The sequence below is a fragment of the Kitasatospora sp. NPDC101801 genome (assembly GCF_044766665.1).
Lineage (GTDB): Bacteria > Actinomycetota > Actinomycetes > Streptomycetales > Streptomycetaceae > Kitasatospora.
Window position 1 is genome coordinate 72894 of sequence record NZ_JBIWML010000035.1, and the last position, 14320, is coordinate 87213.

The 14320-nt window shown below is 72.2% G+C and carries 12 protein-coding genes; 4 read left to right on the top strand and 8 right to left on the bottom strand.

Annotated features, from left to right (window positions below):
• Nucleotides 1-95 precede the first annotated feature (95 nt).
• Both ACIRPK_RS28945 and ACIRPK_RS28950 read left to right on the top strand, forming a co-directional pair.
• Nucleotides 96-650 (top strand): gluconokinase, encoded by a 555-nt coding sequence (locus ACIRPK_RS28945; protein ID WP_403043618.1) that lies wholly within the window; start codon nt 96-98, stop codon nt 648-650.
• Nucleotides 647-2026: a gluconate:H+ symporter gene (locus ACIRPK_RS28950; protein ID WP_403043621.1), complete on the top strand. Its 1380-nt coding sequence runs from the start codon at nt 647-649 to the stop codon at nt 2024-2026. The genes ACIRPK_RS28945 and ACIRPK_RS28950 overlap by 4 nt, the downstream gene beginning before the upstream one ends.
• On the opposite strand, the gene ACIRPK_RS28955 is transcribed toward ACIRPK_RS28950, so the two are convergent.
• The 6 genes from ACIRPK_RS28955 to mmuM all read right to left on the bottom strand — a co-directional run bounded on the left by ACIRPK_RS28955 (nt 2023) and on the right by mmuM (nt 8636).
• On the bottom strand, nt 2023-2418 hold the full coding sequence (locus ACIRPK_RS28955) for a hypothetical protein (RefSeq protein WP_403043622.1): 396 nt from the start codon (nt 2416-2418) through the stop codon (nt 2023-2025). The genes ACIRPK_RS28950 and ACIRPK_RS28955 overlap by 4 nt on opposite strands.
• Before the next feature lie 76 nt (nt 2419-2494).
• Entirely contained in the window at nt 2495-4090 is a 1596-nt protein-coding gene (locus tag ACIRPK_RS28960; RefSeq protein WP_403043624.1) for an FAD-dependent oxidoreductase, read from the bottom strand.
• A 150-nt stretch (nt 4091-4240) separates the two neighbouring features.
• A complete protein-coding gene (gene glpK, locus ACIRPK_RS28965; protein ID WP_403043626.1) occupies nt 4241-5761 on the bottom strand; it encodes a glycerol kinase GlpK in 1521 nt (506 codons plus the stop codon).
• Nucleotides 5762-5857: 96 nt separating this feature from the next.
• Complete coding sequence (locus tag ACIRPK_RS28970) at nt 5858-6577, bottom strand: MIP/aquaporin family protein (RefSeq protein WP_403043628.1); 720 nt, start codon at nt 6575-6577, stop codon at nt 5858-5860.
• A 316-nt stretch (nt 6578-6893) separates the two neighbouring features.
• Complete coding sequence (locus ACIRPK_RS28975) at nt 6894-7658, bottom strand: IclR family transcriptional regulator (RefSeq protein ID WP_403043631.1); 765 nt, start codon at nt 7656-7658, stop codon at nt 6894-6896.
• 102 nt (nt 7659-7760) lie between these two features.
• Nucleotides 7761-8636 (bottom strand): homocysteine S-methyltransferase, encoded by an 876-nt coding sequence (mmuM, locus tag ACIRPK_RS28980; RefSeq protein ID WP_403043634.1) that lies wholly within the window; start codon nt 8634-8636, stop codon nt 7761-7763.
• 112 nt (nt 8637-8748) lie between these two features.
• On the opposite strand from mmuM, the gene ACIRPK_RS28985 reads away from it, so the two are divergent.
• Both ACIRPK_RS28985 and ACIRPK_RS28990 read left to right on the top strand, forming a co-directional pair.
• Nucleotides 8749-9264 carry an NUDIX domain-containing protein gene (locus ACIRPK_RS28985; protein ID WP_403043637.1) on the top strand — a complete coding sequence of 172 codons (516 nt, stop codon included), beginning with the start codon at nt 8749-8751 and terminating at the stop codon, nt 9262-9264.
• Nucleotides 9265-9418: 154 nt separating this feature from the next.
• Nucleotides 9419-11437, top strand: a complete 2019-nt coding sequence (locus ACIRPK_RS28990; RefSeq protein ID WP_403043639.1) for an acetoacetate--CoA ligase — start codon at nt 9419-9421, stop codon at nt 11435-11437.
• A 65-nt stretch (nt 11438-11502) separates the two neighbouring features.
• Here the strand turns inward: ACIRPK_RS28990 and ptsP are convergent, their stop codons facing one another.
• Both ptsP and ACIRPK_RS29000 read right to left on the bottom strand, forming a co-directional pair.
• Complete coding sequence (ptsP, locus tag ACIRPK_RS28995; RefSeq protein ID WP_403043642.1) at nt 11503-13173, bottom strand: phosphoenolpyruvate--protein phosphotransferase; 1671 nt, start codon at nt 13171-13173, stop codon at nt 11503-11505.
• A 127-nt stretch (nt 13174-13300) separates the two neighbouring features.
• A complete protein-coding gene (locus tag ACIRPK_RS29000; protein ID WP_403043644.1) occupies nt 13301-13750 on the bottom strand; it encodes a PTS glucose transporter subunit IIA in 450 nt (149 codons plus the stop codon).
• Between the last annotated feature and the right edge of the window lie 570 nt (nt 13751-14320).

Genomic DNA, 14320 nt, shown 5'->3' on the forward strand with positions numbered 1-14320 from the left:
GGCCACATATGTATGACGATTCGGTTTCATCCGCTTGAATAAGTCATACCTTTGCGGCACTGTCGATCGTGACCAGCCAGAACAGGAGCACCGCCATGGGTCTCAGCGTCGAGAACCAGCCGCCCACCCTCGTGGTGATGGGCGTCTCGGGTGTCGGCAAGACCACCGTCGCCCGGCTGCTGGCCGAGCGGCTCGGCCTGCCGTACGCGGAGGCCGACGACTTCCACCCGCCCGCCAACATCGCCAAGATGGCGGCCGGCATCCCGCTGGACGACCAGGACCGGCAGCCGTGGCTGCACGCCCTGGCCGACTGGCTCGGCGGTCAGGTCGCCCACGGCAGCGGGGGAGTGGTCGCCTGTTCGGCCCTCAAGCGCCGCTACCGGGACATCCTGCGCAGCCAGGCCCCGGCCACCCGCTTCCTGCACCTGACCGGGGATCAGACTCTGATCCGGGCCCGACTGGCCGAGCGCAGCGGACACTTCATGCCCGCCTCGCTGCTCGACTCCCAGTACGCCACCCTCGAACCGCTCCAGCCGGACGAGTCCGGCGTCGAGCTGGACGTCACCCACCCGCCGTCCGAGCTCGTCGACCTGGCCGGCAAGCTGCTCGGCCCCCACCACCCGCGCCCCGTCAACGGAGACCTCGCGTGACCACCCTGCTCGCGGCCGGTACCCCGGCCCTGCCCCACACCGACAGCGACGGTGTCCTGCTGCTCGCGGTGCTGCTCAGCATCGGCGTCATCGTGCTGCTGATCACCCGTCTGAAGCTGCACCCCTTCCTCGCCCTGACCCTCGGCTCCGGCGTGCTGGCCGCCGTCGCGGGCGCGCCGTTCGACAAGCTGCTCAGCAGCTTCGCGAGCGGCTTCGGATCGACCGTCAGCAGCGTCGGCCTGCTGATCGGCCTGGGCGCGATGCTCGGCAAGCTGCTCGCCGACTCCGGCGGCGCCGACATCGTCGCCGACACCGTGCTGCGCCGCTCCAGCAAGCGGATGCTGCCCTGGTCGATGGCGCTGATCGCCGCCGTGCTCGGGCTGCCGCTGTTCTTCGAGGTCGGCGTGGTGCTGCTGATCCCGATCGTGCTGCTGGTCGCCCGGCGCGGGAACGTCCCGGTGATGCGCCTGGGCATCCCCGCCCTGGCCGGACTCTCCGTCCTGCACGGCCTGGTGCCCCCGCACCCCGGCCCGCTGGTCGCCGTCGACGCGCTGAAGGCCGACCTCGGCGTCACCCTGGCGCTCGGGCTGCTGATCGCCGTCCCCACCCTGATCGTCGCGGGCCCGCTCTTCGCCCGGCTGGCGGAACGCTGGGTCGGCCCGCTCACGCTGCCGCCCGAGACCGAGCGCCCCGAGCGCGGCGAGCACACCCCGAGCTTCGCGGCCGTGCTGACCACCATCCTGCTGCCGGTGGTCCTGATGCTCGGCAAGGCGCTCGCCGACGTGGTCGTCGACGACCCGAAGGCAGGTCCGCAGCGGGTGATGGACTTCGTCGGGTCCCCGCTGATCGCCCTGCTCGCCGCCACCCTGCTGGCGATGTTCACCCTCGGCCGCGCGGCCGGCTTCACCAAGGCCCGGATCTCCACCACCATGGAGAAGTCGCTCGCCCCGATCGCCGGCATCGTCTTCATCGTCGGCGCCGGCGGCGGCTTCAAGCAGACCCTGATCGACGTCGGCGTCGGCAACGCGGTCAGCGAGTGGTCCGCCCGCTGGCACATCTCCGCGCTGCTGCTGGGCTGGCTGATCGCCGTCCTGATCCGGCTGGCCACCGGCTCCGCCACGGTCGCCACCATCACGGCGGCCGGCATCGTCGCCCCGCTGGCCGCCGACCTCTCCACCACCCATGCGGCCCTGCTGGTGCTCGCGATCGGCGCCGGGTCGGTGTTCTTCTCGCACGTCAACGACGCGGGTTTCTGGCTGGTCAAGGAGTACTTCGGGATGACGGTCGGTCAGACCCTCAAGTCCTGGTCGGTGATGGAGACGGTCATCTCGGTCACCGCGATCGCCCTGATCCTGCCGCTCAGTCTGATCATCTAGCCCGGCTGCCAGCCGGGGTCCCAGGTGCGCGGCCGCCCGCGCGGGGGTCTGGCGAGGGGCGGGGCGGTGTCCGCCTCGGCGACGATGCCCAGCCGGACGCGCCGTTCCAGCCGGTTCGCCACGAACCTGCCGAGCGGCGCGTCCGGCCATTTGCGCCAGCTCTGCGGCCGTACCCCCGCCAGCCGCTCCGCCACCGCCGTCGCGCGCTCCGGTTCGACGGCGCCGCGCAGGACGGCGAGCCCGGCGCTCGGGCGGCGCCGGTTCGCACTGTTCACCGCGCGCTTGTTCAGCCTGATGTTCTTCCGGGAGCTCTTGTCGTTCTCGCCGTACCAGTTCCGACGGTCCTTCAGATAGCTGAGCCGTTTCTTCTCCTGCGGTGTCCGACGGACCACGAGAATCGCCCCCTCTCCCACGCCGATGCTAGGCACGGCGGGGAGAGGGGGCGATCGGTTTTCGCTGCGCGAGCGCCTACTTGGTGCCGCGCTTCGCGAGGAAGGTCTCCACCTGCTGCCGGATCTCCGGGGTGTCGAGCCCGCGGACCGTCATGGTGGTGCGGCGGCGCAGCACGTCGTCGGCGGTGTACGCCCACTCGTTGTCGGCGGCGTACGCGACCTGGGCCCAGACGTCCGGGCCGTCGGCGTGGATCGGTTCGCCGAGCTCCGGGTGCTGCGCGATCAGGTGGGCGATCTCGAACGACAGCGTGCCGTAGTGCGAGGCCAGGTGCTTGGCGACCAGCGGCTCCATCCGGGAGCCGGGCTCGCGGTCCACCAGCAGGCGGTGCGCGACGGCGTTCGGCGCGCCGACACCGGGCAGCGGGACGGTGGCCGGGATCGGCGACATGTCCTCGCGCAGACCGGTGCCGGGCACGTGGGCGAGCTTCTCCAGCACGGTGCGGCCGATGTGACGGTACGTCGTCCACTTGCCGCCGGCGACCGAGAGCATGCCGCCCCGGCCCTCGGTGACCACGGTCTCGCGCTTGGCCGCGGAGGTCTCGCCGGGGCCGCCGGGCAGCACCCGCAGGCCGGCGAAGGCGTAGGTGATCAGGTCGCGGTCGAGGTGCTCGTCGCGGATCGCGTGGCCGGCCTCGGCCATGATCTGGTCGATGTCGGCCTCGGTGGCGCGGACGTCCTGCGGGTCACCGGTGTACTCCTCGTCGGTGGTGCCGAGCAGGACGTGGTCCTCCCACGGGATGGCGAAGGAGACCCGGTACTTGTCGATCGGGATGGTGAGCGCGGCGCGCCACGGGGTGCGGCGCTTGACCACCACGTGCGCGCCCTTGGAGAGCCGGATGGACGGGGCGGCGCCCTTGTCCTCCATCTGGCGCAGGTGGTCGACCCAGGGGCCGGTGGCGTTCAGCACCAGGCGGGCGCTGACGCCGAACTCGGTGCCGTCCAGCCGGTCCTTCAGCTCGGCGCCGGTCACCCGGGTGCCGGTGAACCGCAGGCCGGTCACCTCGGCGTGGTTGAGCACCACCGCGCCCGCCTCGACGGCCGCCCGGACGGTCATCACGGCGACCCGGGAGTCGTTCATCTGGTGGTCGCCGTAGACCGCGACCGAGCGCAGGCCCTCGGTGCGCAGCGCGGGCACCTGCTGGGCGGCGTGCGCGGCGGTGGAGACCCGGCCCATGCCGTCCCGGAAGGCGGAGAGCGCGGAGTAGAGGAAGACGCCGGCGCCGAGCTTGGTGGCGCCGTGCGGGCCGCCCTTGTAGACCGGGACGAAGAAGGTCAGCGGGTTGACCAGGTGCGGGGCCACGTCGGTGGAGAGCACCCGGCGCTCCTTGTGGTTCTCCGCGACCAGCTTGACCGCGCCGGTCTGCAGGTAGCGCAGCCCGCCGTGGACCAGCTTGGAGGAGGCGCTGGACGTGGCGCCGGCGAAGTCGCCCGCGTCCACCATGGCGACCTTGAGGCCCGACTGGGCGGCGGTCCACGCGGTGGCGGTACCGAGGATGCCCCCGCCGATCACCAGCAGGTCGTAGGTGGCCTTGCCGAGCAGCTCGCGGGTCTCGGCACGGGAGGCGGTGTGGCCGTTGGTGTAGCCGGCGCCAAGAGTCGGGATGGAAGCCATGGTGTGTGTTGCGGCGCTCGGTGCGGGCGGCGCCGCTTCTCCTCTCGATGGTGCGGGTGCGGTCTCGGCGGAGACCGGGTCGGCCTCCTGAGAGGCCGTCAAACGGCGTTGGCCGGTCGGGGCCGCTGCTGGCCCCGACCGGCGTGACGGTCAGCTCTCCTCGTCCTCCTCCACCCAACCCATGGTGCGCTCGACGGCCTTCAACCACTTCTTGTACTCGCGGTCACGGGTGGCGTCGTCCATCCGGGGCGTCCACTCGGCGGCCCGGTGCCAGTTGGCCCTCAGGGTGTCCAGGTCGGGCCAGAAGCCCACCGCCAGACCGGCCGCGTAGGCGGCGCCGAGCGCGGTGGTCTCGGCCACGTACGGGCGCTCGACCGGGGCGTTCAGCACGTCCGCGATGTTCTGCATGAGCAGGTTGTTGGAGGTCATGCCGCCGTCGACCTTCAGGGCGGTCAGCTCGACGCCGGAGTCCTTCTGCATGGCGTCGACCACCTCGCGGGTCTGCCAGGCGGTGGCCTCCAGCACGGCGCGGGCCAGGTGGCCCTTGGTGACGTACCGGGTCAGACCGGCGATCACACCGCGGGCGTCGGAGCGCCAGTACGGGGCGAACAGGCCGGAGAAGGCCGGCACGAAGTAGGCGCCGCCGTTGTCCTCGACGGTGGAGGCCAGGGTCTCGATCTCGGCGGCGGTGGAGATGATGCCGAGCTGGTCGCGCAGCCACTGCACGAGCGAGCCGGTGACCGCGATCGAGCCCTCCAGGGCGTAGACCGGCTTCTGGTCGCCGATCCGGTAGCCGACCGTGGTCAGCAGGCCGTGGTAGGAGTTGACGATCTGCTCGCCGGTGTTCAGCAGCAGGAAGGTGCCGGTGCCGTAGGTCGACTTGGCCTCGCCGGGCGAGAAGCAGGTCTGGCCGAACAGCGCGGCCTGCTGGTCACCGAGCGCGGCGGCGACCGGGACGCCCTCCAGGACGCCGACCGCGTGGCCGTAGACCTCGGCGGAGGAGCGGATCTCCGGCAGCACGGTGAGCGGCACGCCCATCGAGTCGGCGATCTTCTCGTCCCAGGCCAGGGTGGAGAGGTTCATCAGCATGGTGCGGCTGGCGTTGGTCACGTCGGTGACGTGCTTGCCGCCGTTCACCCCGCCGGTGAGGTTCCAGATCACCCAGGTGTCCATGGTGCCGAACAGGATGTCGCCGGCCTCGGCGCGCTCCCGCAGGCCCTCGACGTTGTCCAGCAGCCAGCGGATCTTCGGGCCGGCGAAGTAGCTGGCCAGCGGCAGGCCGGTCTCGCGGCGGAACCGGTCCTGGCCGACGTTGCGGCCCAGCTCGCGGCAGAGCGCCTCGGTCCTGGTGTCCTGCCAGACCAGCGCGTTGTGCACGGGCTCGCCGGTGTTCCTGTCCCACAGGACGGTGGTCTCGCGCTGGTTGGTGATGCCGATCGCGCGGATGTCGTCCTTGGTCAGACCGGCCTTCTCCAGCGCGCCCGCGACCACGGACTGCACCCGGGTCCAGATCTCGGCGGCGTCGTGCTCGACGTAGCCGGGCTGCGGGAAGATCTGGCTGTGCTCCTGCTGGTCGACGGCGACGATCCGGCCGTCGGCGCCGAAGATGATGCAGCGGCTCGACGTGGTGCCCTGGTCGATCGCGGCGATGTAGTTGCCAGTGGAGGTCATGAGGGTCCTCGGCTCGAATGGAGGGTTCAGGAAGAGGGGGCGGGCCTGACCCTGGGTCAGTCCCCGTGCACGGGCGTGCGGCAAACCAACGGGGCGTCAGAACGCCAGGTGGTAGAAGCCGCCGGCCAGCAGACCGCCGACGAGCGGGCCGGCCACCGGGATCCAGGCGTACGACCAGTCGGAGCCGCCCTTGTTCGGGATCGGGAGCAGCGCGTGCATGATCCGCGGGCCGAGGTCACGGGCCGGGTTGATCGCGTAGCCGGTCGGGCCGCCGAGCGAGAGGCCGATGCCGACCACGGTGAAGGCGACCATCAGGATGCCGGTGCCGGAGAGGCCGAGGCCCTTGGTGAGGCCCTGGGTGAGGATGGCCAGGCAGAGCACGAAGGTGCCGATGATCTCGGTGAGCAGGTTCTGCACCGGGTTCCGGACCTCGGGGCCGGTGGCGAAGATGCCGAGGGTGGGCTCCTCGTTCGCCTGGAACTGGCCCAGGTAGGTGACCCAGACCAGGGCCGCGCCGATCAGTGCGCCGAGCAGTTGGGAGCCGAGGTAGAGCGGGACCTTGCCCCACTCGCCGGAGTCCGCGGCGATCGCCAGCGTGACGGCCGGGTTGAGGTGGGCACCCGACTTCGGGGCCGACATGTAGGCGGCGATCATCACCGCGAAGCCCCAGCCGAAGGTGATGGCCAGCCAGCCGGCGTTGACGGCCTTGGACTTCTTCAGTGTGACGGCGGCGCACACGCCGCCGCCGAGGAGTATCAGCGCGGCGGTGCCGAGGGTTTCGCCGACAAAGATGTCGCCGTTGGAGAACGCGGACACTAAGGACTCCTTCGTCCGTGACCGGAGCAGGTGGGGGAGAGCGGCGCTTCCCGTCCCGGGGTCGCGCCGTGACGGCGGCGTTCCGTTTGCTCCGGACACCGTTCGACAATGTCGACCGTCATGCGGAAGCTTCCCCCCGGCGTTGCCCCCGCGTCAAGACGGGGTGACCGAGCTGTGATCCATCACTCAACGTGATGACGCCATGGCGGCGAAACTAGCACCCGTATGCCAGAAAATATGGACAAAACGCCAAAGCGCGGGCGGGCCGAAGCCCACCCGCGCCACGGGAATCTCACCAAGCGTCAGAACCGGAGCGTCAGAACCGGCCGGCACCCAGGTCCCGGGAGATCGCCCGGGCCGCGCTGCGCACCGAGGCCACCAGCGAGGGCCGGACGAAGCCGTCCTCGCAGACCCGCTCCACCGCACCGCTGATGCAGACCGCACCCACCGGATTGCGCCGCCGGTCCTGGATCAGCGCCCCGATCGAGGCCACGCCCTCCCAGGTCTCCTCGACCGCCCCGGCCCAGCCGCGCTCCCTGGTCAGCGCGCACTCCTCGTCCACCGAGGCCAGGTCGGTCAGCGTCCGCGAGGTGTACGACTCCAGCGGCTCCTCGCCCAGCTCACCGCGGGCCACCGGGTCGTACGCCAGCAGCACCTTGCCCAGCGCGGTGGAGTGCAGCGGCTGCATCGAGCCGACCTCCAGCACCTGGCGGGTGTCGTCCGGGCGGAACACGTGATGGACGATCAGCACCCCGCGCTGGTGCAGCACCCCGAGGTAGACCGTCTCACCGCTGGCCCGGGCCAGGTCGTCGGCCCAGACCAGCGCCCTGGCCCGGAGCTCGTGCACGTCCAGGTAGCTCTGGCCGAGCCGGAGCAGCTCCGCGCCCAGCTGGTACTTGCCGGTCTCCGGGTCCTGCTCGACGAAACCCTCCTGCTGGAGGGTGCGCAGGATGCCGTGCGCCGTTCCCTTGGCCAGCCCCAGGGCGGTGGCCACCTCCGACAGACCGAGTCGCCGCTCGCCACCGGCCAGCAGCCGCAGGATCGCGGCAGCCCGGGACAGCGACTGGATCGGGCCGGGCATTGCGTACCTCCGCTGACAGGCGGTCGACATTGTCGACCGCAGTGGTATCGCACTGAGTCTGCCAGGCCGACAGCCGGGCGTGCACCTTTCCTGCAGTGCCCGTCAGTTCCGCACGGCCCCGGCCAGCGCCCGGATCTGCCCGGGACCGACCCGGCAGCAGCCGCCCACCAGCCGGGCCCCGTCCGCCAGCCAGGCCGCCACCCGGTCGGCCCGGAAGGTCGGCTCACCCCGCCAGGCCCGGTCCTGCCAGCTCTCCCCGCTGTTCGGGTAGACCACCACCGGCTTCCCGGCCGCCCGCGCCGCGACCGCCACCACGGCGTCCGCGTCCTCCGGCGAGCAGCAGTTCACCCCGACCGCCAGCACCCCGGGCGCGTCGGCCGCCAGCGCGAACGCCTCGGCGACCGGCTGCCCCGCCCTGGTCCGGTCCCCGGCGATGCTGAACGACAGCCAGACCGGGACCTCGACCCCCTCCAGCGCGCGCAGCACCGCCGCCGCCTCGTCCGCGTCCGGGATCGTCTCCACCGCCAGCACGTCCGGGCCCGCCGCCACCAGCGCCTCGATCCGCGGCCGGTGGAAGTCCACCAGCTGACCCTCGGTCAGCCCGTACCGGCCCCGGTACTCCGACCCGTCCGCCAGCACCGCCCCGTACGGCCCCACCGAGGCCGCCACCCAGCCAGGACCGGCCGCCCGCGCCAGCGCCACGCTGCGCCCCAGCAGCGCGGCCGCCCGCGCGCGGTCCACCCCCCGGCGGGCGAAACCCTCGAAGCTCGCCTGATAGCTGGAGGTGATGGCCACCTGGGCACCCGCCGCGAAGTACGCCCGGTGCGCCGCCGTGACCGCCGCCGGATCGTCCGCCAGGAACCGGGCCGACCAGAGCTCGTCCGAGAGGTCGTGCCCCGCATCCGCCAACTGGTTGGACAACCCGCCGTCCAGCACCAGCGGCCCCGCCGCGAGCGCCTCGGCGAACGAATCAGCCATCACGTCCTCCTGAAGTCCCCCGCACTGTAGAACGCCCCAGCTCAGCAGCCCGTGCCAGGTCCGATGCGCGAGACGGTGACACCTCGTCACCCCGTCCGACTAGCATCCAGTCATGACCGGCCCTTACTCGCACTGCCATTTCTGCGGCACGCCGTACGCGGCGGCCGGCACCATCTGGCCGCGCAGCTGCCCCGGCTGCGGCCAGATCAGCTACCGCAACCCGCTGCCCGTCGCCGTCGCGCTGCTCCCGGTCGAACCGCCGGACGGCACCCGCAGCCTGCTGGTCATCCGCCGCACCATCGAGCCCGGCTACGGCGAACTCGCCCTCCCCGGCGGCTACGTCGACTTCGGCGAGTCCTGGCAGCAGGGCGCCGCCCGCGAGCTCCGCGAGGAGGCCGGCATCGACGTCGACCCGGCGAGCGCCCAGCTGTTCGACACCGGCAGCGACGAGCGCGGCATGTTCGTGATGCTGTTCGCCCTCTTCCCGCCCCGCACCCTGGCCGAGCTGCCACCGTCCGTCCCGACCGACGAGACCGACGGCTGGTACCTGATCGACACCCCCACCCCGCTGGCCTTCCCGCTGCACACCAGGGTGGCCGAGGCCTGGTTCAAGGGCAGCCCGGCCTGACGGCGGCCGGTTCCGGCCCGTCGCCGCAGGTGGGCGCCGGGCCACCCTGGCGCGCGGGACGATCACATGGCAGAGTCCAGCACCGTCAGCGCCACTCCGGGGCGGGCCGCCACAAGCCGGTCCCGTCCCACCGACCGGCCGGGAGACCACCACCGTGAGCACCCCATCCCAGGACCAGCCGCTCTGGCGGCCCGATCCCGCTCGCGCCGCCGCCACCCAGATCGTCGCCTTCCAGGCCTGGGCCGCCGACCACCACGGCGCCCCCGCCGCCCCGCTCGCGCCGACCGGCACGGACGAGGCGGCCGCCGCCCGGTACGCCGCCCTGCACGCCTGGTCGACCGAGGACCTGCCCCGGTTCTGGGGCGCCGTCACCGACTGGTTCGACGTCCGCTTCAGCGCCCCGGCCGAGGCCGTCCTCACCGACGAGTCGATGCCCGGCGCCCGCTGGTTCCCCGGCGCCCGCCTCAACTACGCCGCCGAGGCGCTGCGCCGGAGCGAGCAGACCGGCAACCGGGGCAAGCCCGCGATCCTCCACCTGGACGAGGCCACGGAGCGGCCCACCGAGCTCAGCTGGGGTGAACTCCGGCGCCAGGTCGGCTCGTTGAGCGCCGCCCTGCGCGACCAGGGCGTCCGCCCCGGCGACCGGGTGGCCGGCTACCTGCCGAACATCCCGCAGGCCGTGGTCGCCCTGCTCGCCGCCGCCGCCGTCGGCGCCGTCTGGACCAGCTGCGCCCCCGACTTCGGCGCCCGCAGCGTGCTGGACCGCTTCCAGCAGCTCGAACCCGTCGCCCTGATCACCGTCGACGGCTACCACTACGGCGGCAAGGACCACGACCGCCGCGAGGTGGTCGCCGAGCTGCGCCGCGAACTCCCGTCCCTGCGGACCGTGGTGCACGTCCCGCTGCTCGGCACCGAAGCCCCCGAAGGCACCCTGCCGTGGAGCGCGCTGACCGCCGCCGACGTCGAGCCGGTCTTCGAGCCCGTCCCGTTCGACCACCCGCTCTGGGTGCTCTACTCCTCCGGCACCACCGGCCTGCCCAAGGCCATCGTGCAGAGCCAGGGCGGCATCCTGGTCGAGCACCTCAAGCAGGCCGGCCTGCACCTCGACCTCGGTCCCGACGACCGGTTCTTCTGGTACACCTCCACCGGCTGGATGATGTGGAACTTCCTCGCCGCCGGCCTGCTGGTCGGGTCCACGATCGTCACCTACGACGGCAGCCCCGGCCACCCGGGCACCGGCGCCCTCTGGTCGGTCGCCGCCCGCACCCGCGCCACCGTGCTCGGCACCTCCGCCGCGTACGTCATCGCCAGCCGCAAGGCCGACCTGCACCCCGGCCGCGACCTCGACCTGTCCGCCGTCCGCTGCCTCGGCACCACCGGCTCGCCGCTGCCTCCCGACGGTTTCCGGTGGATCTACGACGAGGTCAAGCAGGACGTCTGGCTCGCCTCGGTCAGCGGTGGTACCGACGTCTGCTCCTGCTTCGTCGGCGGCGTCCCCACCCTCCCCGTGTACCTGGGCGAGATCCAGGCCCCCTGCCTGGGCTCCGCCGTCGAAGCCTGGGACGTCGACGGCCACCCGCTCACCGACCAGGTCGGCGAACTGGTCGTCACCGCGCCGCTGCCCTCGATGCCGATCGGCTTCTGGGGCGACAAGGACGGCAGCCGGTACCACGACAGCTACTTCGACACCTACCCCGGCATCTGGCGGCACGGTGACTGGATCACCGTCACCTCGCGCGGCACCGTGGTGATCCACGGCCGCTCCGACTCCACCCTCAACCGGCAGGGCGTCCGGATTGGCTCCGCCGACATCTACGAGGTGGTGGAACGCCTCCCCGAGATCACCGAGTCCCTGGTGATCGGGCTGGAGGAGGCCGAGGGCGGCTACTGGATGCCGCTGTTCGTGGTGCTCGCCCCCGGCGCGACCCTGGACGAGGAGCTGATCGGCCGGATCCGCAGCTCGCTGCGCACCGAGCTGTCGCCCCGGCACGTCCCCGACGAGGTGATCGCGGTGACCGGCCTGCCGCACACCCTCACCGGCAAGCGGATCGAGGTCCCGGTCAAGCGCCTGCTCGGCGGCACCCCGCTGGAGCAGGCCGTCAACCCCGGCTCCGTGGACAACCTGGACCACCTGCGGTTCTTCGAGCAGCTCGGCCGCGACCGCCGGTCCTGACCGGCACCCGGACATGGCGAAGCGGCGCTCTCCACCCCCACGGGGAGAGCGCCGCTTCCGTTCCGTCACTCGCCGGACAGCACCTGCTGGGCCGCCGCGCGGGCCTCCTCGGCGGTGTCCGTCGCGCGGGCCGCCACGGCCGCCCGCTGACACTGCGCCAGGGTGTACTTCGCCAGCGTCGAGCGCACGTACGGGATCGCCGCCGCGCCCATCGACAGGCTGGTCACGCCGAGGCCGGTGAGCACACAGGCGAGCAGCGGGTCGGAGGCCGCCTCGCCGCACACGCCGCAGCTCTTGCCGACCGACCTCGCGGCGTCGGCCGAGGCCGCCACCAGGTCGAGCAGCGCGGGCTGCCACGGGTCCTGGAGCCGGGCCAGCGCCCCGACCTGACGGTCCGCCGCGAAGGTGTACTGGGCCAGGTCGTTGGTGCCCAGCGAGAGGAACTCGACCTCGTTCAGGATCGAACGGGCCCGGAGCGCGGCGGACGGGATCTCCACCATCGCGCCGAACTTCGCCTGCAGCCCGGCCTCGCGGCAGGCGTCGGCGAAGGCCCTGGCGTCGACCCGGTCGGCCACCATCGGGGCCATCACCTCAAGGTGGACGGGCAGACCCTCGGCGGCCTTGGCCAGCGCGCGCAGCTGGGTCTGCATCACCTCGGGGTTCTCCAGCAGGGTGCGCAGCCCGCGCACGCCGAGCGCCGGGTTGGGCTCGTCCGCCGGGGTGAGGAAGTCGAGCGGCTTGTCGGCACCGGCGTCCAGCGCCCGCACCACCACCCGGCCCTCGGGGAACGCCTCCAGCACCTTGCGGTACGCCTCGACCTGCTTCTCCTCGCTCGGCGCCTTGGCCGAGTCGTCCAGGAACAGGAACTCGGTGCGGAACAGTCCGATGCCCTCGGCACCGTTCTCCAACGCGGCCGGCAGGTCCGCCGGGCCACCGATGTTGGCGAGCAGCGGCACCTTGTGCCCGTCCGAGGTCTGGCCCGGACCGGAGGAGGCGGAGAGCGCGGCCTTGCGCTCGGCCGCGACCCGGCGGAGCTCGGCCTGCTTCTCGGCCGACGGGTTGATCAGCACCTCACCGGTGGAGCCGTCGACCGCGGCCACCACACCCTCGGGCAGGTCGGTCGCACCCGGCATGGCGACCACGGCGGGCACACCCATGGCGCGGGCCAGGATGGCGCTGTGGCTGGTCGGCCCGCCCTCCTCGGTCACGAAGCCGAGCACCAGGGTCGGGTCCAGCAGCGCGGTGTCGGCGGGCGCCAGGTCCCGGGCGAACAGCACGTACGGCTCGTCGCTGTCCGGCACCCCCGGCATCGGCACGCCGAGCAGCCGGGCCACGATCCGGTTCCGCACGTCGTCCAGGTCGGCGACCCGGCCGGCCAGGTAGTCCCCGGCAGCGGCGAGCAGTGCCCGGTACGCGGCGAAGGCGTCGTAGACGCCCCGCTCGGCGCTGCTGCCGACGGCGATCCGACGGTTCACGTCCGCGATCAGCTCCGGGTCCTGCGCCATCAGCGCCTGGGCCTCCAGCACCGCCTGGGCCTCGCCACCCGCCAGGTTGCCGCGGGCGATCAGGTCCGCCGCGACGGCGTCCACGGCCGCCTGGGCGCGAGCCTGCTCGCGAGGCGCGTCCTCGGTCGGGATCTGGGTGGCCGGCGGCTCGAGCACGGCCGTGCCCATGTGCCGGACCTGGCCGATCGCGACACCGTGGCTGACACCTACGCCTCGAAGCGCCTGTTCCATTGTGGGTTCCTTTCACCCGGGTGCGGGCCCGTGGGTCGGACGGATCGTCACTGACCGAGGCCGGGTACTGGCCGAGCCGTCCCACCCGGACTGCGGGCGGGACGGCGCGTTACGTCTGCTCGGTCCGTCAGTTCCAGGCGAACAGGTCGCCGCCGACGGCGATGTCACCGGCCTCGAGCACCCCGGACAGCGCGTCGGGCGAGGCCTCCAGCGCGACGATCGGGGAGATCGGCGACTTGCCGGCCTTCTCGACCTCGGCCGGGTTCCAGCGGATGACCGCCTGGCCCCGGGTCACCGTGTCGCCCTTCGACACGAGCAGCTCGAAGCCCTCGCCGTTGAGCTGCACGGTGTCGATGCCCAGGTGGGTCAGTACCCCGTGGCCGTCGGCGTCCACCACCACGAAGGCGTGCGGGTGCATGGAGACGACGATGCCGTCCACCGGCGCCACCGCCTCGGTGGGCTCACGCACCGGGTCGATGGCGGTGCCGGGGCCCACCATCGCGCCGGCGAAGACGGGGTCGGGCACGGCGGCGAGCCCGACAGCGCGACCAGCCAGCGGCGAGGTCACAGTGGTCATGGTGGAGCCTCCCAGGTACGGAGCACAGCGTGCCGCCGCGGACAGCGGCGGTGTGATCGTTCTGAAGCCTAAATCATGCCAAGTACGGACATTTAGCAAGCGCTCTCCGAGGCGGGTCCCGACTGGCGATCCGACGCCCTTGATGCACGTTTGCCGTCGCGCGCCGCCATCGTCCCTGCTGGCAGGGGCTCGTTGGTGCACAAGTGGTCTAGTCCTCTTGCTCGACGCGCCGCACTCTACGCCATGCGGGTGAGCCACGACGATCGCGCCGATCGGGCGGCATAGAGGGGTGTGAACGGAGCGTGCTGAGCCGACCGGGTGAGCGCCTGCCGTGACCCGGCGCGGCCCGATTAGGCACTCCGCTGCCGAGCCGCTATGGTTTGTCGAGTCGCCGCGAAACGGTGATGAACGCCAGGTGACGGACTCGCAAAACTTCGGTTAAAACGAAGCAAACGGATCTGCTAGGCTGGCGGAAACGAACGAAGCGCCCGGAGGGTCCGCCTGATAAGCGGCTCGAAGGAAGTGTCCGTTCCTTGAGAACTCAACAGCGTGCCAAAAGTCAACGCCAGA